Annotated in this window: 21 protein-coding genes and 1 tRNA gene; 14 read left to right on the top strand and 8 right to left on the bottom strand. The window is 67.0% G+C overall.

Annotated features, from left to right (window positions below; translation table 11 throughout):
* Positions 1-7: 7 nt before the first annotated feature.
* From ACH5N8_RS02240 to ACH5N8_RS02205, 8 genes are all read left to right on the top strand, one after another.
* Positions 8-1,201: a SpoIIE family protein phosphatase gene (locus ACH5N8_RS02240; protein WP_483282332.1), complete on the top strand. Its 1,194-nt coding sequence runs from the start codon at positions 8-10 to the stop codon at positions 1,199-1,201.
* A 43-nt stretch (positions 1,202-1,244) separates the two neighbouring features.
* Positions 1,245-2,291 carry a calcium/proton exchanger gene (cax, locus tag ACH5N8_RS02235; RefSeq protein WP_483282331.1) on the top strand — a complete coding sequence of 349 codons (1,047 nt, stop codon included), beginning with the start codon at positions 1,245-1,247 and terminating at the stop codon, positions 2,289-2,291.
* A 49-nt stretch (positions 2,292-2,340) separates the two neighbouring features.
* The gene (locus ACH5N8_RS02230) at positions 2,341-2,682 is read left to right on the top strand and encodes a hypothetical protein (RefSeq protein WP_483282330.1); all 342 of its coding nucleotides are present in this window, start codon (positions 2,341-2,343) and stop codon (positions 2,680-2,682) included.
* An 81-nt stretch (positions 2,683-2,763) separates the two neighbouring features.
* Complete coding sequence (gene guaB, locus ACH5N8_RS02225; protein ID WP_483282329.1) at positions 2,764-4,227, top strand: IMP dehydrogenase; 1,464 nt, start codon at positions 2,764-2,766, stop codon at positions 4,225-4,227.
* Positions 4,228-4,275: 48 nt separating this feature from the next.
* Positions 4,276-5,850, top strand: coding sequence for a glutamine-hydrolyzing GMP synthase (gene guaA, locus ACH5N8_RS02220; protein WP_483282328.1), 1,575 nt, complete (start codon positions 4,276-4,278; stop codon positions 5,848-5,850).
* Between the two features lie 228 nt (positions 5,851-6,078).
* The gene (locus ACH5N8_RS02215) at positions 6,079-6,228 is read left to right on the top strand and encodes a hypothetical protein (protein ID WP_483282327.1); all 150 of its coding nucleotides are present in this window, start codon (positions 6,079-6,081) and stop codon (positions 6,226-6,228) included.
* A gap of 12 nt (positions 6,229-6,240) precedes the next feature.
* The gene (gene tadA / locus ACH5N8_RS02210; protein ID WP_483282326.1) at positions 6,241-6,699 is read left to right on the top strand and encodes a tRNA adenosine(34) deaminase TadA; all 459 of its coding nucleotides are present in this window, start codon (positions 6,241-6,243) and stop codon (positions 6,697-6,699) included.
* A 77-nt stretch (positions 6,700-6,776) separates the two neighbouring features.
* Positions 6,777-6,869, top strand: a tRNA-Ser gene (locus ACH5N8_RS02205).
* Positions 6,870-7,454: 585 nt separating this feature from the next.
* On the opposite strand, the gene ACH5N8_RS02200 is transcribed toward ACH5N8_RS02205, so the two are convergent.
* A complete protein-coding gene (locus ACH5N8_RS02200) occupies positions 7,455-8,642 on the bottom strand; it encodes a pyridoxal phosphate-dependent aminotransferase (protein ID WP_483282325.1) in 1,188 nt (395 codons plus the stop codon).
* Between the two features lie 143 nt (positions 8,643-8,785).
* On the opposite strand from ACH5N8_RS02200, the gene ACH5N8_RS02195 reads away from it, so the two are divergent.
* From ACH5N8_RS02195 to mscL, 6 genes are all read left to right on the top strand, one after another.
* On the top strand, positions 8,786-10,105 hold the full coding sequence (locus ACH5N8_RS02195; RefSeq protein ID WP_483282324.1) for a TRZ/ATZ family hydrolase: 1,320 nt from the start codon (positions 8,786-8,788) through the stop codon (positions 10,103-10,105).
* 42 nt (positions 10,106-10,147) lie between these two features.
* The gene (ubiG, locus tag ACH5N8_RS02190; protein ID WP_460027933.1) at positions 10,148-10,861 is read left to right on the top strand and encodes a bifunctional 2-polyprenyl-6-hydroxyphenol methylase/3-demethylubiquinol 3-O-methyltransferase UbiG; all 714 of its coding nucleotides are present in this window, start codon (positions 10,148-10,150) and stop codon (positions 10,859-10,861) included.
* A 4-nt stretch (positions 10,862-10,865) separates the two neighbouring features.
* The gene (gene gph / locus ACH5N8_RS02185) at positions 10,866-11,591 is read left to right on the top strand and encodes a phosphoglycolate phosphatase (protein ID WP_483282323.1); all 726 of its coding nucleotides are present in this window, start codon (positions 10,866-10,868) and stop codon (positions 11,589-11,591) included.
* Positions 11,588-12,283: an SDR family NAD(P)-dependent oxidoreductase gene (locus ACH5N8_RS02180; RefSeq protein WP_483282322.1), complete on the top strand. Its 696-nt coding sequence runs from the start codon at positions 11,588-11,590 to the stop codon at positions 12,281-12,283. Before gph ends, ACH5N8_RS02180 begins: the two co-directional genes overlap by 4 nt.
* 20 nt (positions 12,284-12,303) lie before the next feature.
* Positions 12,304-12,864, top strand: coding sequence for a putative Fe-S cluster assembly protein SufT (gene sufT / locus ACH5N8_RS02175; RefSeq protein WP_483282321.1), 561 nt, complete (start codon positions 12,304-12,306; stop codon positions 12,862-12,864).
* Positions 12,865-13,024: 160 nt separating this feature from the next.
* Positions 13,025-13,480: a large conductance mechanosensitive channel protein MscL gene (gene mscL / locus ACH5N8_RS02170; RefSeq protein ID WP_483282320.1), complete on the top strand. Its 456-nt coding sequence runs from the start codon at positions 13,025-13,027 to the stop codon at positions 13,478-13,480.
* A gap of 109 nt (positions 13,481-13,589) precedes the next feature.
* Here the strand turns inward: mscL and ACH5N8_RS02165 are convergent, their stop codons facing one another.
* From ACH5N8_RS02165 to pheT, 7 genes are all read right to left on the bottom strand, one after another.
* On the bottom strand, positions 13,590-14,735 hold the full coding sequence (locus tag ACH5N8_RS02165) for an MFS transporter (RefSeq protein ID WP_483282319.1): 1,146 nt from the start codon (positions 14,733-14,735) through the stop codon (positions 13,590-13,592).
* A 23-nt stretch (positions 14,736-14,758) separates the two neighbouring features.
* Complete coding sequence (gene aroC, locus ACH5N8_RS02160) at positions 14,759-15,856, bottom strand: chorismate synthase (RefSeq protein ID WP_460027939.1); 1,098 nt, start codon at positions 15,854-15,856, stop codon at positions 14,759-14,761.
* A gap of 79 nt (positions 15,857-15,935) precedes the next feature.
* A complete protein-coding gene (locus ACH5N8_RS02155; protein ID WP_460027940.1) occupies positions 15,936-16,550 on the bottom strand; it encodes an arylesterase in 615 nt (204 codons plus the stop codon).
* A 66-nt stretch (positions 16,551-16,616) separates the two neighbouring features.
* A complete protein-coding gene (gene prmB / locus ACH5N8_RS02150) occupies positions 16,617-17,522 on the bottom strand; it encodes a 50S ribosomal protein L3 N(5)-glutamine methyltransferase (RefSeq protein WP_483282318.1) in 906 nt (301 codons plus the stop codon).
* Positions 17,523-17,526: 4 nt separating this feature from the next.
* Complete coding sequence (argC, locus tag ACH5N8_RS02145; protein ID WP_483282317.1) at positions 17,527-18,558, bottom strand: N-acetyl-gamma-glutamyl-phosphate reductase; 1,032 nt, start codon at positions 18,556-18,558, stop codon at positions 17,527-17,529.
* A gap of 67 nt (positions 18,559-18,625) precedes the next feature.
* Positions 18,626-18,934, bottom strand: a complete 309-nt coding sequence (locus tag ACH5N8_RS02140) for an integration host factor subunit alpha (RefSeq protein ID WP_460027943.1) — start codon at positions 18,932-18,934, stop codon at positions 18,626-18,628.
* 1 nt (position 18,935) lies between these two features.
* Positions 18,936-21,314, bottom strand: a complete 2,379-nt coding sequence (pheT, locus tag ACH5N8_RS02135) for a phenylalanine--tRNA ligase subunit beta (protein WP_483282316.1) — start codon at positions 21,312-21,314, stop codon at positions 18,936-18,938.
* Positions 21,315-21,332 lie beyond the last annotated feature (18 nt).

Here is a 21,332-nt window from a genome sequence, read left to right as displayed (position 1 = left end):
TTCCATCATGAGCTCCACCGTTACCCCGCCGGCCGGCACGCAGCTGTCCGAACATCCGATCGTCGTGCTGCTGGTCGACGACCAGCGCATCATCGGCGAAGCCGTCAAGCGCATGCTGCAAACCGAGACCGACATCGACTATCACTACACCTGCAACCCGGCCGAGGCACTGGCGCTGGCCGAGCAGCTGAAGCCGACGGTGATCCTGCAGGACCTGGTCATGCCGGAAATCGATGGCATCACCCTAGTGAAATCCTTCCGCGCCCATGCCGACACGGCCGGGGTGCCGATGATCGTGCTGTCCAGCAAGGAAGAGCCGACCACCAAGGCGGAAGCCTTTGCCGCCGGCGCCAACGACTACCTGGTGAAGCTGCCCGATCCGGTCGAGCTGATCGCACGCATCCGCTACCATTCATCCGCCTACATCGCGCTGTTGCAACGCAACCAGGCCTTCAAGGCGCTGGAGGCCAGCCAGCAGGCGCTGGCGGCGGAGCTGGCCGAGGCCGCCGATTACGTCCGCTCGCTGCTGCCGGCGCCGCTGGACCAGCCGGAGATCAGGACAGCCTGGGCATTCCTGCCGTGCAGCTCGCTGGGCGGCGATGCCTTCGGCTACTTCGCCATCGACGACGACCATTTCGCCGTCTTCCTGCTGGATGTCTGCAATCACGGGGTCGGCTCGGCGCTGCTGTCCGTCAGCGCCATGAACGCGCTGATGGGGCGCACCCTGGTCGGGGTCGACTTCCGCGAACCGGCGCGGGTGATGGCGGCGCTGAACAATGTCTTCCTGATGGAGAAGCACAACAACCTGTATTTCACGATGTGGTACGGCGTACTGCAGAAAAGCACCCGCATCCTGCGCTATTCCAGCGGCGGCCATCCGCCGGCGGTGATGCTCGCGGGAGCGGAGCCGGAACTGCTGCGCTGCCGGGCCATGCCGGTCGGCACCCTGGAGGACATGGATTTCGAGGAAGGCCAGACGCACGTGCCACCGGGAGCGGCGCTATATGTCTTCAGCGATGGCATCTACGAGATCCGCACCCCCGACGGTGGCGAAATGGAACTGGCCGAATTCGTCGAGATACTCAGGCGCCCGGAGCGGTCACCGGGGCAGAAGGTGATGGAGGTGCTGGAGACCATGCGCGACCTGCAGGGCCGGTCCCATTTCGACGACGACGTGTCCCTGCTCGAACTGCGACTGTGAAGCGGACAACCACCCGCGCGCGACAGGCCACGCAGCTATCGCCATGAACTGGCTCCTGCTCCTCACGCCGGCAGCGATGGCGCTGTACGCCGGGCATGCCCACCCCATCCTGGTGTTCCTGGTCGCGGCGCTGGCGGTGATCCCGCTGGGACACTGGATGGGCGATGCGACGGAAAACCTGGCCCGCTCGCTGGGACCCGCCATCGGTGGCCTCCTGAATGCGACCATGGGCACCATTCCCGACATCATCATCGGCATCTTTGCGCTGCGCCACGGACTGGTGGAGGTGGTGAAGGCCTCCATCACCGGCGCCATCGTCGGCAACCTGCTGCTGGGCGTGGGCCTGGCCATGTTTCTCGGCGGCCGCCGCCACCCCCGCGGGCTGCACTTCGACCTGCAAGGCAGCCATCTGCTGGGCAGCCTGATGCTGCTGGCCACCAGTGGCCTCATCATTCCCGCCATCTTCGATTTCAGCACCGCCTCGGAGCGGGAAATCAGCCTGGAAGTCTCGGTGGTGCTGCTGATGACCTACCTGTCCAGCATGCTGTTCACGGTCTGCAACCCGAATACCGGGCACGAGTTCCCTGCCCCGCCCCGGGCCGACAGCGAAACCGCGCCTGGCGCCGGGCAACCGCGCAGCGGGCATTCTCTGCTGATGCTGGCGGGCGCGACCGTGCTGCTGGCCATCGTCAGCGAAATCCTCACCGATGCCGTCGAGCCCGCGGCGGCCACGCTGGGCTTCACGCCGATTTTCACCGGCATCTTCCTGCTCGCGCCGGTCGGCGGCGCGGCGGAAATCCTCAATGCCGTGCGCTTCGCCCGCGGCAACCAGCTGGACCTGTCGCTGGCGGCCACCCTTGGCTCCAGCACCCAGACCGCGCTGCTGGCGGCGCCCATTCTGGTCTTCACCGGCCTGGCCATCGGCCAGCCGATGAACCTTCTGTTCAGCGAATTCCAGGTGGTGGCGGTGATCCTGGCCGTGGCGGCCGTCAACAACAGCCTGACCATCGGCTCGGTCCGCTGGATTTCGGGCATCAAGCTGATCGCCATATACATCATGCTGGGCATCGGCTTCTATTACGCGCCCTGAAACCGGCACTTTCCCGCCCTCCCGCATCACCCTACCGCCATCCGCAGCCATGCCGCCGATACCCAAACCACCGTTCGCCAGCCGGAGCCCACGCGGTTGGCCGGCACTGACCATCGCCTGCCTCCTCTGCCTGCCCGGCTGCGCCCGCTACGATGGCGCCGGCGCCCCGCTGAACCGGCCCGAGGAGGCCCGTGAACGGGTCCGCCAGGAGGCCGCGAACGACTTCAGCTGCCCCCAGGTCAGCACCGCGCCGGCCGTGCGACGGGTGCGCGAGCACGACTGGGAGGACGGTCTCTTCAGCGAATACCTGGTGCATGCCGAGGGTTGCGGCCGGCAGGGCAACTACCGGGTGTCCTGCCGCGAGGGAGGGCTTTGTGCAGTGGCGGAGTGACACCCGCCGCCGCGGGCTCGCCTTGCTCCGCCAAGGCGAATCACCTATATTTCACCGGTTTCCAGACTGGCAGGTGAGACCATGCGTGTAATCCAGGAAGCGCTGACGTTCGATGATGTCCTTCTGATACCGGCGCATTCGAACATCCTGCCACGGGACGTCAGCCTGAAGACTCAGCTCACCCGCGCCATTACGCTCAACATCCCCCTGCTCTCCGCCGCCATGGATACCGTCACCGAGGGACGGCTGGCAATCACCATCGCCCAGGAAGGCGGCATCGGCATCATCCACAAGAACATGAGCGCCGAGCGGCAGGCCTACGAAGTCAGCATGGTGAAGAAGTACGAGAGCGGCGTCATCAAGGAGCCGTTCACCGTCGCGCCCGACGCCACCATCCGCGACGTGCTGGAACTGACCCGGGCCAAGGGCATCTCCGGCGTGCCGGTGGTCGACCAGGGTGATCTGGTCGGCATCGTCACCAGCCGCGACCTGCGCTTCGAGACCCGCTTCGACGAGCCGGTTTCCAGGGCCATGACGCCGCGGGACAAGCTGGTCACGGTGCGCGAGGGGGCCAGCAAGGAAGAGGCCATCCGCCTGCTGCACGAGCATCGCATCGAGAAGGTGCTGGTGGTCAACGATCAGTTCCAGCTGCGCGGCATGATCACCGTCAAGGACATCCAGAAATCGCGCGACTATCCGCAGGCCTGCAAGGACGAGCAGGAACGCCTGCGCGTGGGCGCCGCCGTGGGCACCGGCGCCGGCACGGAAGAGCGGGTGGAGGTCCTGGCCGCCGCCGGCGTAGACGTCATTGTGGTCGACACGGCGCACGGCCATTCGCAGGGCGTGCTCGACCGAGTCCGCTGGGTCAAGACCCACTATCCGCACCTCCAGGTGATCGGCGGCAACATCGCCACGGGCGAGGCCGCCCGCGCCCTGGTCGAGGCCGGCGCCGACGCCGTCAAGGTGGGTATCGGTCCCGGCTCCATTTGCACCACGCGCATTGTCGCCGGCGTCGGCATCCCGCAGATCACGGCCGTTTCCAACGTGGCCGAGGCACTGCGGGGCACCGGGGTGCCGCTGATCGCCGATGGCGGCATCCGCTACTCCGGCGACGTCGCCAAGGCTCTCGCGGCCGGCGCCTATGCGGTCATGCTGGGCGGCCTGTTCGCCGGCACCGAGGAGGCGCCGGGCGAGGTCGAGCTGTATCAGGGCCGCTCCTACAAGAGCTATCGCGGCATGGGCTCGCTGGGGGCGATGTCGCAAACCCAAGGTTCCAGCGACCGCTACTTCCAGGAAAGCACCGATGCCGAGAAACTGGTGCCCGAAGGCATCGAGGGCCGCGTGCCGTACAAGGGCTCGTTGGTGTCGATCCTCCATCAGCTGGTCGGCGGCGTGCGTTCGGCCATGGGCTATACCGGCTGCAGCACCATCGAGGAAATGCGCAGCAAGGCCCGCTTCGTCCGCGTCACCTCGGCCGGCATGCGCGAAAGCCACGTGCATGACGTCACCATCACCAAGGAAGCGCCCAACTACTCGATGGACTGATCGGCTCCGGGCCAGCCCGAGCGACCGCCCCCGCCAGCATTCGCCACCATGCAAGACATCCACGCCCACAAGATCCTCATCCTGGATTTCGGCTCCCAGTACACCCAGCTGATCGCCCGTCGCGTCCGCGAGATCGGCGTCTACTGCGAGATTCATCCCTGGGACTGCGACGAGACATACATCCGTGACTTCGCGCCGCGCGGCATAGTCCTCTCCGGCGGACCGGAGACGGTCACCCTGGCCGACACGCCCCGGGCGCCAGAGCGGGTCTTCGGGCTGGGCGTGCCGGTGCTGGGCATCTGCTACGGCATGCAGACCATGGCGCAGCAACTGGGTGGCAAGGTCGAGGCCTCTACCCATCGCGAATTCGGCTATGCCCAGGTACGGGCGCGTGGTCATTCGCGACTGCTGACCGATATCGAGGATCATGCCTCGCCCGAAGGACACGGCCTGCTCGATGTCTGGATGAGTCACGGCGATCAGGTCACGGCCTTGCCGCCTGGCTTCAAGCTGATCGCTTCCACCGACAGCGCGCCTATCGCCGGCATGGCCGACGAGAAACGGCATTTCTATGCCCTGCAATTCCATCCGGAAGTCACCCACACCAAGCAAGGGCAGCGGCTGCTCAGCCGTTTCGTCACCGACATCTGCGGCTGCGAAACCTTGTGGACGACCCGCCACATCATCGAAGACAGCATCGCCAGCCTGCGCGAGAAGGTCGGCGACGAGCAGGTCATCCTCGGCCTGTCCGGCGGCGTCGACTCCTCCGTGGTCGCCGCCCTGCTGCACCGCGCCATCGGCGACCGGCTCACCTGCGTGTTCGTCGACACGGGTCTCCTGCGCCTGAACGAAGGGGATCAGGTCATGGCCACCTTCGCCAAACACATGGGCGTGCGCGTCATCCGGGTCGATGCCGAAGCCCGCTATCTGGCCGAACTGGCCGGCGTCACCGACCCCGAGCAGAAGCGCAAGATCATCGGCCGACTGTTCGTGGAGATTTTCGACGAGGAAGCCGCCAAGCTCACCGACGCCCGCTGGTTGGCGCAAGGCACCATTTACCCGGACGTCATCGAATCGGCCGGTTCCAAGACCGGCAAGGCGCATGTCATCAAGTCGCACCACAATGTCGGCGGCCTGCCCGAGCACATGAAGCTCAAGCTGGTCGAGCCCCTGCGCGAACTCTTCAAGGACGAGGTGCGCAAGCTGGGGCTGGAACTGGGCCTGCCCTCCGAAATGATCCACCGCCACCCCTTCCCGGGTCCCGGCCTCGGCGTGCGGATTCTTGGCGAGGTCAAGAAGGACTACGCCGACCTGCTGCGCCAGGCCGATGCCATCTTCATCGAGGAGCTCTACCGGCACGACCTGTACGACAAGACCAGCCAGGCCTTCGCCGTCTTCCTGCCGGTCAAATCCGTGGGCGTCATGGGCGACGGCCGCCGCTACGATTACGTCATCGCCCTGCGCGCCGTGGAAACCATCGACTTCATGACCGCCCGCTGGGCGCACCTGCCCTACGACTTCCTCGACCTCGTCTCCCGCCGCATCATCAACGAAGTCCCCGGCATCTCCCGCGTCACCTACGACATCTCCGGCAAACCGCCCGCGACGATCGAGTGGGAATGAGGATTACCCGCTAACCCACACCAGATCTCGCTCCGTCCTTCCGGGTTGCGGCCCAGGCTGCGGTCGCTATTGAGAGCCCGATTGCGCGGGATCGGTCATGGGCCGGACCTGCTCCATCGTACTGCCCAGGCCGGGCAGCAATCGTTGCATGTCCCCCTGACTGTGGGGCGAGCATTGCAAGGATAATGCCCAGCCAGAACCTCATCCCCCGCCGAGCGATCCAACCGCATGAACACACGCCTCGAAACCCTGCCTCGTGCCGCCGTGGCCGCGCTCGGGCAGGAGGCTCGCCTGCCCTGCGGCTTGCTTGACCTCGTCGCCCGCCGCATGATCAACGAAGTGCCCGGCAAACAGCCCGCGCCCCTTGGGCGAGACTGATCCCGCCGCCACATGGAGCCTCCTGCAGGGGATGAGCACTGGATGCGCCATGCGCTGGAACTGGCCGAGCGGGCCCAGGAGGCGGGCGAGGTGCCGGTGGGCGCCGTGCTGTTGCTCGGCGACCGCATCGTGGCCGAGGGGTGGAACCGGCCCATCGCGACGCATGACCCCACGGCACATGCCGAAATCGTTGCGCTGCGGGCGGCGGGCCCCGTGCTGGAAAATTACCGGCTGATCGACACCACGCTGTACGTGACCCTGGAACCCTGCGTCATGTGCATGGGCGCCATCAGTCACGCCCGGGTCCGGCGCATCGTCTACGGCGCCACCGACCCCAAGCGCGGCGCCGCCGGCAGTGCCCTGCAGCTGGCCGATGCGGAATTTCTCAACCATCGGGTGGAGATCACCGGCGGCATCCTGGGGGAAATCTGCGCCAGCCAGCTGCGCAGCTTCTTCAAGTCCCGCCGATGACAGCCAACCCGGCTTGTCCGGGAATTGCCACCGCTATCGATGGAGCCGTCATTTCGGCTATAATGCCGCGCTCTTAAGGAGAGGTACCGAAGCGGTCATAACGGCGCCGACTCGAAATCGGATGGTCGGGGAAACCCGGCACGAGGGTTCGAATCCCTCCCTCTCCGCCAAATCTGCCTTCCACGACAGCAATCAAGGCCAGGGAACCCGGAAAGACCCAAGGCTCCGCCTTTTGGGTGTCCCGCGAAGCGCACCCTGAGCCATTGCCCTGCCTCACCCGAACCGGGGGGCGGCATCCGGTCAACGCCGCTGGTCCTGAGCCCAAACACCCCATTCCGGCCAGGCGCATACCTGGCCCCCAATTGCCGGGCCATGCGGTGACAGGATTCCTTCACTCAGTCATCCCGGCAGGGCGGACGGGTGAAACCGCACCTGCCGGTAGACCTTTTCTCACACGTTGGAACAGCCGCCCGAAAGCATGAACGGAGCGGCACTCTGACTGAGGCAATTGTAGTGCCATCCGTGCGGGCCGCGACCTGCCGGGCTCCCGGGCATGGCCGATGCTGCGATTGGGGCAAGGCAACCGGTTCGGCCGGTTGAAAAGCAGCAGCTCCCGCCCATGCCGGGAACCGAAGCCGGGGCCACCCCGCACGCTGGTATCACCCGGCGACCAAGCCAACGCCGGCGGGCACCGCAACGCCGGAAGCCTTCCGGCCGGCAACGCGAGCCGGATGGCCATGCCCGCCCGGTGTCCGCTAGGCATGTGCCGTCGTCAATGCCTGCAGGCCCTGCGTCAGTCGGCGGATGCCCTCACCCAGGGTTTCCCGTTCCAGCGCACCATAGGCGATGCGAAGGTGGCAACCCTCGGTCAGACCGAACGCCGCGCCGGGAATCACGGCAACCCCGTGTTCACGAATCAGCCGTTCGGCCAGGGACAGGGAATCCAGCGCCGTCTCCACCCGCAGCAACAGGTAGAAGGCGCCTTCGGCGGCGGGAATACGGCAGTGGTCGCGCAGGGGCTCCAGTTGTTCGAGCACCCGCAGGCGCACCTCGGCCAGGGATTGCAGATGTCCCGCGCAATAGGCCTTGCCGACCGCCAGGGCCGCTGCCGCGGCGGCCTGGGAAATACCCGGCGCACAGATGAGGTTGGTGTCCTGCACCTTCAGCACGGCCGCCTCCAGGTGGGCCGGCAGGACCAGGTAGCCGATCCGCCAGCTCGCCATGCCATAGGCCTTGGACAGGGAATGCAGCGTCAGGGTATGCGCTTCCGAGCCCTCGCCGGCAGCCGGGGAGAAGTGCCGGGCACCCTCCCAGGTGAAATACTCGTAGGCCTCGTCGGCGATATGGTAGATCCCGGCCTCGCGGCAGAGCCGGTTGACGGCGCGGAGATCCGCCTCGGGGTAGACGGCGCCCGTGGGATTGTTGGGGGAAACGGTGACGATGGCACGCGTGCGCGGGGTGATGGCGTGCGCCAGCGCGTCCAGATCCAGCTGGAAATCCGGCCGGGTCGGTACCGTGACCGGCACGCAGCCGATCATGCGGACCGCCATTTCCTGGTTGAAGTAATACGGCAGCGGCAGGATGACCTCGTCGCCGGGATCGGCGATGGCCAATACGGCATTCAGGAATGCCATGTTAGCACCGGCCGTGACCAGCAGTCGCCGCTCCGGCCCCAAGGACAGGCCATTCTCGACAGCCAGTTTGCGGGCGATCCGCTCCAGCAGCTCGGGCTGGCCCTGCACGGGACCGTAGCGATGCTGATCCGGCCGCTCGCCGAATTGCCGGGCGGCTTGCAATGCGGCGGCGGGGGGCCCGTAGGACACCACTCCCTGCCCCAGGGAGATCGTGCCGGGATGCCGACGCACCAGGTCGGCAATGACGGGGATGATGGGTGCCTGGACCTCGGCCAGACGCCGACTCGAGCGGAAGGGAACTGTCTGCATGACATCAACCGGGCGGAAATGACGCCATTGTAAGACCGGGAACCACCGGCGCCCGGTCCGCTGAATTAAAATGCCCGGCTTGCGCCACAAGCGGAATCGCCTTGCCCTGTGGTAAAGTTTAGTAAATCACTGGGTTTTTTAGGATGTCTGACGCCGACCGACTGCTGAGCGCCCGCTGGATCATCCCCGTGGAACCGGACGGGCTGGTCCTGGAAGATCATGCGCTGGTCCTTCGTGATGGCCGCATCGCCGCCATCCTGCCGCGGGACGAGGCCCGGGCCCGCCATCCTGCGGCACGCGAGGAGGCATTCCCGCAGCATGCGCTGATTCCCGGCCTGGTGAACGCCCACACCCATGCCGCCATGTCGCTCCTGCGCGGCATCGCCGACGACCGCCCGCTGATGGAATGGCTGACCGACCATATCTGGCCGCTGGAACAGCGCTGGATGAGCGAGTCCTTCGTCCGCGACGGCAGCGACCTGGCGATGGCGGAGATGATCCGCGGCGGCGTGACCTGCTTCAACGACATGTATTTCTTTCCCGAGGTGACGGCGCAGCAGACCCTGCGCGCCGGCATGCGGGCGGTGATCGGCATGATCGTGATCGACTTCCCCAGCGCCTGGGCCAGTTGTCCCGAGGAATACCTGGACAAGGGGCTGGCCCTGCGCGACGAATGGCTGCACGACCCGCGCCTCGCCTTCGCCTTCGCCCCGCACGCGCCCTACACCGTCTCCGACGAGCCCCTGCTGCGCATCGCCACGCTGGCCGCCGAACTCGACCTGCCCATCCACATGCACGTGCACGAAACAGCCCAGGAGATCGAGCAGAGCCGCCAGCAATACGGGCTGCGCCCCCTCAACCGGCTGAAGCAGCTGGAACTGCTGGGCCCCGGCTTCCTGGCCGTGCACATGACGCAGCTGACCGATGAGGAGATCGCCCTGATGGCCGCCACCGGCGCCAGTGTCGCCCACTGCCCGGAATCCAACCTCAAGCTGGCCAGCGGCTTCTGTCCGGTGGCCAGGCTGGTGCAGGCCGGCGTCAATGTGGCCATCGGCACCGATGGCGCCGCCAGCAACAACGACCTGGATGTCATGGGCGAAATGCGCATGAGCGCCCTGCTGGCCAAGGCCGTTGCCGGCGACGCCAGCACCATCCCGGCACCGACCGCGCTGCGCATGGCCACCCTCAACGGTGCCAGGGCGCTGGGCCTGGACGCCGACATCGGCTCGCTCGAGGCCGGCAAATGGGCCGACGTCGCCGCCATACGGCTGGACGGCATCGAGACCCAGCCGCTGTTCAACCCGATTTCCGATCTGGTCTACGCGGCCAGCCGCCACCAGGTCACCGATGTCTGGGTCGGTGGCCGACGACTGCTGGAGAACCGCCAGCTGACCACGCTGGACACCGACGACATCGGCCGCAAGGCCGCCGCCTGGCGGAGCAAGCTCCAGGCCCGTGCCTGATCCCCTCGCCACCTCATTGCCATCACGCAGCCGGATGCCACCATGACCACTGCTGAAAACGTCCACGAACACGAAATCGAGAAATTCGGCGCCCAGGCCGACCGCTGGTGGGACCCGCGCGGCGAATTCAAGACGCTGCACGCGGTGAATCCCCTGCGGCTGCAATTCATCCGCTCCTATGCCGAGCTGCCGGAGCGGCAGGTGCTCGATGTCGGCTGCGGCGGCGGCATCCTCAGCGAGGGACTGGCGCAGGCGGGCGCCACCGTCACCGGTATCGACCTGGGCCGGGAGCTGCTGGCCGTGGCGCGCGCCCACGCCGAAACCGGCGGGCTCGCCATCGACTATCGGCTGACCAGCGTGGAAGCCCTGGCCGGGCAGCAGCCCGCCAGCTTCGATCATGTGACCTGCATGGAGATGCTGGAGCATGTCCCCGATCCCGCCTCGGTGGTGCGCGCCTGCGCGCAACTGGTGAAGCCGGGCGGACGGGTGTTCTTCTCGACCCTGAACCGCAAGCTCAAGGCCTACCTGCTCGCCATCGTCGGAGCGGAATACCTGCTCAACATGATCCCGCGTGGCACCCACGACTTCTCCACCTTCATCCGCCCGTCGGAACTCGACCACTGGGCCCGCGCCGCCGGGCTGGAACTGCTGGGCCTGGATGGCGTGGTCTACAGCCCGTTCACCGGACAGTTCAGCCTCAGCCGCCGGGATCTGGACGTCAACTACCTGGCCGTGTTTGCCAAACCGGAGGCCTAGGCGGATGCTGTCGCGCCCCCCCGTCGGCGGTGTCCTGTTCGACCTCGACGGCACCCTGCTGGATACCGCACCCGACCTGGTCGCCGCCGCCAACCAGGCGCTGGCGGCCGAAGGGCTGCCGCCCTGCCCGATCGAGGAGATCAAACCGCATATCTCGGGCGGTGCGCGCACCATCCTGGGCTACTGGCTGGTCAAGGCCGTCGAGCAGCGGCCGGTAGCCAGCTACCCGGCCGTCAACCAGGTCGGCACGGCCTACCAGCCAGTGTTCGAGCGCCTGCTGGAAAGCATGCTCGCTTACTATGCCGACAACCCGGCGCGCCGGACCGGCTATTTCGATGGCATGGAAGCGGCCCTTGATGCGCTGGACGCACGCGGGCTGCCCTGGGGCATCGTCACCAACAAGCACAGCCGCTTCACCACCCCGCTGGCCGAGGCCCTGCAGCTGAACCGGCGCGCCGGCTGCATCGTCAGCGGCGACACCACGGCGGAAAGCAAACCGCACCCGTTGCCGCTGCTGGAGGCCAGCCAGCGCCTGGGGGTTCGCGCCGAGTGCTGCGTCTATGTCGGCGATGCCGCCCGCGACATCGAGGCAGGACGACGGGCAGGCATGGCCACGCTGGCGGCGCTCTACGGCTACATCGCCGACGACGAGGATGTCGACGCTTGGGGCGCGGACGCGACCCTGAGCCATCCGGCCGACCTGCTGCCCTGGATCGAGGTCAACCAATGAGCGGACGCCTTCTGGAAAACCGGGTGATCCTGATCACCGGCGCGACCGGGGCCCTCGGATCGGTGGCCGCGCGCGCGGCGGCGGACGCGGGCGCCACCGTCGTCCTGCTGGGACGCAAGGTGCGCCGGCTGGAAGCCCTGTACGACGCGCTCAAGGCACGCGGCGCCGCCGAACCCGCCCTGTACCCGCTGGACCTCGCCGGGGCTGGCGAGGACGATTACGCCGAGCTGGCCGCGACCCTGCAGTGCGAGCTGGGCGGCCTGCATGGGCTGATACATGCCGCCGCCGAGCTGGGCCATCTTGCGCCGCTGGCGCAGGTGGAGGCCGTGCGCTGGCAGCGGCAGTTGCAGGTCAACCTGACGGCGCCCTTCCTGCTTACTCGCGCCGTGCTGGAGCTGATGCGCGCCTCGGGTGGCGGCCGCGTGATTTTCGTCGGCGACTCGGCGGTCGCCGAGGGCAAGCCCTTCTGGGGTGGCTACGGCATCGCCAAGCTGGGGCTTGCCAGCCTGGCGGCCCTGTTCAACGCCGAGGCGGGGAGCTTCGGCCTGCACGCCGAGGTCTACACGCCGGGCCCGATGCGCAGCCCGGTACGTCTGTGCGCCTATCCCGGCGAGGAACTCGACTGCCTGCCGTCACCCGATACCCACGCCGAACCGCTGCTGCGCCTGCTCGCGCCGGCCACACCACGCTAACCGCCACAACGGAGTCCGCTATGTCAATGCTGGGATATGGACGTGAAAGCATCTGCCTGCACCGGGACGTCAACGTCGTGCGCATCCCGGACGGAACGCCCGACACCCTGCCGCAGGGCCACATCGTCACCCTCACCCAGTCGCTGGGCGGCAATTTCACCGTACTCGACGAAACCGGACATATGGTCCGCATCGCCGGCGACGATGCCGATGCGCTGGGCAAGGAACCGCCGATCCACACCAACATCGCCAGCGGCACCGACCCCGAGACCATCGAGAAGAATGTCTGGGAAGTGCTGCGGACCATCTACGATCCGGAAATCCCGGTCAACATCGTCGAGCTGGGCCTGGTCTACCATTGCCAGGTCAAACCCCTGCCCGCGGGCGGCAACGAAGTCCATGTCATCATGACGCTGACCGCGCCGGGCTGCGGCATGGGTCCGGTGCTGCAACTGGATGCCGAGGCCGCCATCAAGGGCCTGCCCGGCGTCGAGCGCGTCCGGGTGGAAGTGGTCTTCGACCCGCCCTGGTCGCGCGACCGCATGTCGGAAGTGGCCCAGTTGCAACTGGGCATGCTGTAGACCGTCGGGGCGACCTTGCCCCCTCTCCCACCAACCGGTTTCCCGCCGGGTGACCCGCGCCCGGGCCTGCGCCATACTTGAAGCGAGGCCGGGAGCATGGCCGAGCATTGCCCCGGTCTCACTGTCCGGATCACCTCATTTCACCAGGGAGGCCAAGGTCATGCTCGAAGAATTCAAGACATTCATCCTCAAGGGCAACGTCGTGGATCTGTCCACCGGCGTCATCATCGGCGCGGCCTTCACGGGCATCGTCACCGCCTTCGGCAAGGGCATCATCGAGCCGATCCTGGCGCTGGCGGGCGGCGGACCGCAGCCGAAGCTGACCATCCCGATCATGCGGAAGATGATCGAGGTCACCGAAACGAATGCCGCCGGCCAGACCGTCACCCATTCGGTCAACAAACTGATCGAACTGGATATCGGCATTATCCTGGGCGCCGTCTTCAGCTTCCTGCTCACCGCCGCCGTGGTCTTCTTCGTCATCATCAAACCCATGAACAAGCTGGTGGCGCTGGGCCAGCGCCACCAGCCACCGGCAGCGCCGCCTGAAGACCCGGCCGACATCAGGCTGCTGAGGGAAATTCGCGATCTGCTGAAGCAGAAATCCGCTTCCTGAAACTACCCGCGACTCCGGGGGGAAGAACAGGCTCATGCCCCTCGATGCCCGCCTGCGGGAGCCCCGCCCGGATGGCGGGCAGAATGTCCCCGCCGCGCCGGCGGCGGGGCTACCGACCCACCCGCGGCCAGGCCGCCATCAGAGCCAGAAAGCTGATGCCCGCGGCCGACGTGAATATCCACGATGCGCCCCAGCCCTGCCAGAGCAAGCCGCTGTACAGGCTGCCGATGGCGCCCCCCACGCCATAGGCCAGGCTGCTGTAGAGTGCCTGCCCCTTGGCATGATGCGGTCCCTGGAAATTCCGGTGAACGATCTGCACGGCTGCCGCATGGGCACTGCCGAAGCTCGCAGCGTGCAGAAGCTGGGCCAGGATCAGCAACCCAATCCGCGCGCCGCCCCAGCCGATCAGCAGCCAACGAACGCCGCTCAAGGCCAGACTGCCCAGCAGCAGCGGGCGCAGGCCCACGTAATGGTGCACGCGGCCCAGGACAGAGAACAGCACGATCTCGGCCAGGACTCCCAGCGCCCACAACTGGCCGATCTCGCTATCGGTAAAGCCCAGCGCCTCCAGGTGCAGGGAATAGAACGCGTAGTAAGGCCCATGGGCCATCTGCAGCAGCGACGCCGAGAGAAAGAAGCCGATCACCTCGCCACGGCGCAGGATGGCCCACAAGGATACGTTGGCGGTCATCGGGTGCCGCTCGCGGATAGGGGGAACCGCCAGGCTCACGCTCCATTGCCCGACCAGGAGGCCAGCTATCGCCCAGGGCAGCGCGCCGATCGGAACCAGCCGGTCCAGCAGTTCGCCCATACCCCAGACGGCCAGCAGAAAGCCGATGGAGCCCCACAGCCGCACCCGGCTGTAACGATGCAGCTGGCGGGCCAGGTGGCTCAGCGTCACCGCCTCGAACAGCGGCAGCGTGGCGTTCCAGCAGAAACTGAACGCCAGCACGGTGGCCAGCAGCCAGAACAGCGGGCGATCCCGCCAGACGATCAGCGCGAAGGTCGCGCCGGCCAGAAAGCCGGTCCAGCGAATCAGCCGCAGGGTATGCCCGGTGCGGTCCGCCAGCCAGCCCCAGAACGCGGGTGAAACGATCCGGGTGGCCGGCATGACGGCCATGACGAGGCCGATGACGGCAGGATCGTAGCCCGCCTGCTGAAGATAGAGCGGCCAGTAGGGCAGCAGGATGCCGAGAATGGCGAAATAGGCGAGATAGAATCCCGCCAGCCGGACGACCGGCACCCGCTCGGCCATCGCCGCGCCCGGACCGCGGCGCTTCAGGCGCGGGGCGGGAGCGGTGTCAGAGCGGGTGCGACATCCGCATTCTGGGCCCGGTGGCGCAGGGCATGATCCATCAGCACCAGGGCGGTCATGGCCTCGGCGATCGGCGTGGCGCGGATGCCGACGCAGGGGTCGTGGCGGCCGGTGGTGACCACCTCCACCGGTTCCCCGTGCAGATTCACCGAGCGACCCGGCAGGCGCAGGCTGGAGGTCGGCTTGAGGGCGATGCTGGCAAGGATGTCCTGCCCGGAGGAAATGCCGCCGAGCACGCCGCCGGCATGATTGCTGAGGAAGCCCGCCGGGGTCATTTCATCACGGAAGGCCGTGCCCTTGGCTTCAACACAGGCGAAACCGCCGCCGATCTCGACGCCCTTGACGGCGTTGATACTCATCAGGGCGTGGGCGAGATCGGCATCCAGCCGGTCGAAGATCGGCTCGCCCCAGCCCGGCGGCACGCCGGTTGCCACCACGTTGATGCGGGCGCCGATCGAATCGCCCTCCTTGCGCAGGGCATCCATGTAAGCTTCCAGCTCCGGAACGCGGTCGGGGTCCGGGCAGAAGAACGGGTTGTCGTCGATGGTCTCCCAGTCCACCCGGTCGATGTGGATCGGCCCCAGCTGCGCGAGATAGCCACGCACCTCGACGTCGTAGCGCTCGCGCAAGTACTTCTTGGCGATGGCGCCGGCAGCGACGCGCATGGCCGTCTCGCGGGCCGAGGAGCGGCCGCCGCCGCGATAGTCGCGGAAGCCATATTTCATGTGATAGGCATAATCGGCATGGGCCGGCCGGAACTGGGTGGCGATGTTGCCGTAGTCCTTGGAGCGCTGGTCGACATTCTCGATCAGGAGACCGATCGGCGTGCCCGTGGTCCGGCCCTCGAACACGCCGGAGAGGATGCGCACCGCATCGGGCTCCCGCCGCTGGGTGGTGTGGCGGGAAGTCCCGGGCCGCCGGCGGTCGAGGTCGTGCTGCAGATCCGCCTCGCACAGTGCCAGGCCCGGCGGGCAGCCGTCGACGATGCAGCCGATGGCGGGGCCGTGGCTTTCGCCGAAAGAGGTCACGGTAAAGAGTTTTCCGAAGGTGTTTCCAGACATGCCGATTCCCGGTCAGAGGGACCCGCCCAAGGGTGAGCCCGGTATGGTCTTGTTCAGGGGCCGTTCAGCTGCCGAACGCTCACAGCGCCCCGGTTTCCCGCAGACGCTTGACGATGGCCTGCGCCAGCAGTCTGTAGCCGGCGGCGTTGGGATGCACGGCGTCCGATTTCAGCGCCGGATTGCGTTCGATGTCGTCGAGCGCGTTGCGTTCCAGGGGGATGTTGAACTCGCGGGCGATTTCCTCGTAGAACCCCGGCGGCGAGCGCCGGAGACCGAATTTCGGCACGGCCACCAGCAGCACGTCGATACCCTGGTCGCGCGCCAGCTTGACCATCGCGCGCACGTTCTCGGCCGCCTTCTCCTCGCTGAGTGCGCGCAGCAGATCGTTGGCGCCGTGGCAGAGTATCAGGTACTTCGGCTCGTATTCCTGCAGCCAAATCGCCAGCCGACGCAGCCCGTCGGCGGAAATCTCGCCGGGCACGCCGCCATTGATGACCTCGCGGTTGACCAGACTCTGCAGCACGGCGGGGTAGCCCTGCTCGGGCAGCACGCCGGTGCCGTAGGTCAGGCTGTCGCCAAAGGCGAGTATCCTGCCATCGGACGGAATCGGGTTCTGCCGCAGGGTGGTCTTGCAGGCGACCAGCGCCAGCGCGAATCCCGCCAGCAGCAGGCACCAGAGCCGAAGGTGATTCAAGCCCTGCCTCGAAGGGACAACGTGGTGCATCCGGTCCTCCGCGGCCGCGCAGGCGGCACGATAACGCTAAAAGAAGGCCGCGACCTGCCCGGCGGTCAGCAGGAATACCCCGTCGCCGCCGCGTTCGAAGTCCAGCCAGCAGAAGGGAACCTCGGGGAAATTGGCCTCCAGGGCCTCCGCCGCACTGCCGACCTCGACCACCAGGATGCCGTTGGGCTTGAGATGTCTCCGCGCGCCTTCCAGGATATGGCGCACGCAATCCAGGCCATCCTCGCCCGACTCCAGCCCGATGCGCGGCTCGGCGTGGAACTCCCGCGGCAGGCTCCGCCATTCGTCGGTATTGACATAGGGCGGATTGCTGACGATCAGGTCATAGCGCCGGTTGCCGAGTGCCGCATAGACGTCCGACTCGACCAGCCGCACCCGGTCCGCGAGTTGGTGCCGCTCGACATTGATGCGGGCGACGGCCAGGGCATCGGGCGAGATATCAACCGCATCGACCTCGGCCTGGGGAAACGCAACGGCGCAGGCGATGGCGATGCAGCCGCTGCCGGTGCACAGGTCGAGGATATCGGTAACCGCCTCCGGAGCATCCAGCCAGGGCGAAAAATGCTGCTCGATGAGCTCCGCGATCGGCGAACGCGGCACCAGCACCCGCTCGTCGACATAGAACGACAGGCCGGCGAAGGGTGCCTCATGCGTGAGGTAGGCCAGCGGCTTGCGCTCCTCCACGCGCCGCTCGATGAGACCGAAGATCCGTTCCCGCTCGGGCGGGGTCAGATGGGCGGTGAAATAGCCACCCGGCAGATCGTAGGGCAGATGCAGGGCATGCAACACGAGGGCGGCCGCCTCGTCCAGCGCGCCCGCCGTGCCGTGGCCGAAGAACAGGCCGGCCTCGTTGAAGCGGCTGGCCGCATAGCGCACGTAGTCGCGCAGGGAAACCAGATGATCAAGCACGAGCTGACGATTCATGGGTTTAGGGATACAGGCCCACGGCCACAAGTCCTGCGGTTTCGTCCAGCCCGAACATCAGGTTCATGGCCTGCACGGCCTGGCCGGCGGCGCCCTTGACCAGGTTGTCGATCACCGACAGCACGACAATGGTGTCGCCATCCAGCGGCCGGTGCACCGCCAGCTGGCAACGGTTGGAACCGCGCACGTTGCGGGTGTCGGGATGGGCGCCGGCGGGCAGAACGTCGACAAAGGGTTCGTCCCGGTAACGCTGTTCGTAGAGTCGCTGCAGGTCGTCCGCCGGCGCCGCGAGGCGGGCGTAGAGGGTCGCATGGATACCGCGGATCATCGGAATCAGGTGGGGTACGAAGGTCAGGTGCACCGGCGTGCCCGCGATCCGCGCCAAGCCCTGCCGGATTTCCGGCCAGTGCCGGTGGCCCTGGACACCGTATGCCTTCAGGCTCTCGCCGGTTTCGCTCATGAGGAAGGGAAGCTCCGCCTTGCGGCCGGCGCCGCTGACGCCCGACTTGACATCGGCGATGAGATCGTCCGTCCGGATGACGCCGGCCTCCAGCAAGGGCAGCAGCCCCAGCTGTACCGAGGTCGGGTAGCAGCCCGGGCAGGCGATGAGACGGGCCTCGCGTATGGCGTCGCGGTTGATCTCCGGCAGACCGTAAACCGCTTCCACCAGCAGTTCCGGGCAGGCATGGGGTTCGCCGTACCAATGGGCCCAGGCTTCGGCATCGCGCAGCCGGAAATCGGCCGCAAGGTCGATGACGCGGATACCCTTGTCGAGCAGGGCCGGCGCCAGACGCATGGCCGTTCCATTGGGCGTGGCAAAGAACACGACATCGCAACCACCAAGCACGTCGACGCCGGGCTCGACAAACGCCGTCTGGACATGTCCGCGCAGGCTGGGATAGACATCGGCGACCGCCCTGCCGGCATCGCCACGCGAGGTTACCTGGGCCACCTCGACCGACGGATGCAGGGCCAGGATTCTCAGCAGTTCGACCCCGGTGTACCCGGTGCCTCCGACGATGCCGGCACGAATCATGTGTTACTCCTGTGTTGGTCCACCCGCAGCCGGCACGGCAGGAACGCCGGCCGACCCTCGCGCAGGCTCAGGGGTCTTCCGAAACCGGCCCGTTGAAGGCCTCGACCAGGCTCTTGAGCTTCTGCCCGGACTTGAAGGTCACGACCCGACGGGCCGAGACGGGGATTTCCTCGCCCGTCTTGGGATTACGGCCGGGACGTTCGTTCTTGTCGCGCAGGTCGAAATTGCCAAAGCCGGACAGCTTGACCGGCTCGCCGCGCCCCAGGGCCGCCTTGATCTCCTCGAAGAACTGGTCGACCAGATCCTTGGCATCCTTGCGGCTGAGGCCGAGAGTCTCGATCAGCCGCTCCATCATGTCGTTCTTGGTCAGCGCCACATCAATCTCTCAAACGCGCCCCACAGCGCTCGGCAAGGCTCGCCAGTACCCGGCCAACGGCTTCGTCGACACGGGCGTCAACCAGGGTTTCGGCCTCGTCCTGCCACACCAGGCCCAGGGCCACGCTTTTCTTGCTGGCCTCGACGCCGGCTCCGCGGTAGACGTCGAAGATCACGACCTCCTGCAAGAGGCTGCCACCCTGCCGCCGGACCTCGGCCAGCAGCTCGGCCACCGGCAGGCCGTCGTCGACGAGCAGGGCCAGATCGCGACGCACGGCCGGGAACCGCGAGAGCGGCGAGAACCGGGGTACGGCACGATTCAGCAGCAGCGCCTGATCCAGTTCGACCAGGAATAGCTGCTGCCCGAAATCCAGACGCTGCTCCAGGCGAGGATGCAGCATGCCCAGCCAGCCGAGCGGTGTCTCGCCCAGGTAAATCCGGGCCGACTGCCCGGGATGCAGGGCCGGATGGCCGGCGGCGGCAAACCGCAGTTCATCCACGCGCCCCGTCAGCGACACCAGGGCCTCGACATCGGCCTTGATGTCGTAGAAATCCAGCATCCGCGCCTTCTCCGCCCACTGCTCCGCATGCACGGGCCCCATTGCCAGCCAGGCAATGGCCTTGGACTGCGACAGGCCGTCGTGGGACGGCACGAACCTGAGGCCGCTCTCGAACAGCCGGATGCGGGTCTGCTGGCGGTTGGCATTCTTGATGGCCGCATCCAGCAGCCCGGGCCAGAGGCTGGTCCGCATGACGGCGAGTTCAGCCGAAATCGGATTCTTCAGCGCCAGGGGCTCCACGTCCGGCTCGACCAGGCGCTGGAGGCCGGGTTCGACGAAACTGTAGGTCACCGCCTCCTGATAGCCGCGGTCAACCAGCAGGTCCTTGACGCGATCCAGCGACAGCCGTGTCTCGGACGCGGGCTGCATGGCGGCGGCCATGACCGGGCGCCGGCGCGGCAGGTGATCGTAGCCATGGACGCGGCCGATTTCCTCGATCAGATCGGCTTCGATGGCGATATCGAAGCGGAAGGCAGGTGGCACGACGGTCCAGCCCTCCGGATGCGGCTCGCTGCGCATGCCGAGCCCTGCGAGCATGGCTTCGATGCGCGCCGCGGCGATCGCCAGGCCAAGGACGCGATGGATGCGGTTGGCTCTCAGCAGGATCGGCTGGCGAACCGGCAGGTGTTCGGCGCTGAGCGACTCGACGGCCGGCCCGGCCTCGCCACCGGCCAGCGCCACGATCAACTCGGCGGCACGGGCCAGGGCGCGCGCTTGCAGCTCGAAGCTGACGCCACGCTCGAAACGGTGCGAGGCATCGGTATTGAGGCCATAGCGACGAGCCTTGCCCATGATCCGCTCGGGCGTGAAGAAAGCACATTCGAGAAAGATGTGCCGCGTGTCCGCTCCCACGGCGGATTCGCTGCCGCCCATGATGCCGGCCAGAGCCAGCGCCCTGGTCTGATCGGCGATGACCAGGGTGTCGGCATGCAGGGTCAGCTCCTGGTCGTTGAGGAGCCGCAGCGTCTCGCCCTCGCGGGCATACCTGACGCGAATGTCGCCGTTCAGCTTCTCGGCATCGAAGGCATGCAGCGGCTGGCCCAGCTCCAGCAGGACATAGTTGGTGACGTCCACCACTACATCCAGCGAGCGCAGGCCGGAACGCCGCAGGCGCTCCTTCATCCACAGGGGGGTGGGCGCCGCACGGTTGACGTGCCGGATCAGCTGGCCGAGATAGCGGGGGCAGGCTTCCGGCGCCTCCAGCGCCACACCCACGCACGCGTCGTGCCCCTGCGCGACCGGCTGGATCGCCGGACTCTGCAGGGGCAGATCGTTGAGCAGCGCAACCTCGCGGGCAATGCCTTCGACGCTGAGGCAATCCGCCCGGTTTGGCGTCAGATCGACCTCGAGGAGGTTATCGTCCAATTGCAGGTAATCGCGCAGGGACATGCCGACCGGGGCATCGCCGGGCAGTTCCATGAGACCGGCGGCATCCTCGTCGATGCCGAGTTCCCTGGCCGAGCAAAGCATGCCGAAGGACTGCACCCCCCGCAGCCGGGATGCCTTGATGGCCATACCGCCGGGCAGCACGGCGCCTTCCAGCGCCAAGGGCGCCCGCAGGCCGACGCGCGCGTTGGGGGCGCCGCAAACGATTTGCAGCGGCTCCGCATGGCCGGCGTCGACGCGGCAGACTCTCAGCCGATCCGCCCCCGGATGCGGCTCCGCCGCCAGGATTTCCCCCACCACGACGCCGGTGAACGCGCCGGCGGCGGGCGTGACGCTATCAACCTCAAGGCCCGCCATGGTGACCTGATGCACCAGTTCTCCCGTCGTCAGGGGCGGATTGACATAGCTTCGGAGCCAGGCTTCGCTAAAACGCATGGTGATGAGGGTAACGGA

The organism is Methyloparacoccus sp. NF-16, from assembly GCF_056880625.1.
This window is presented reverse-complemented; position numbering and strand designations above follow the sequence as displayed.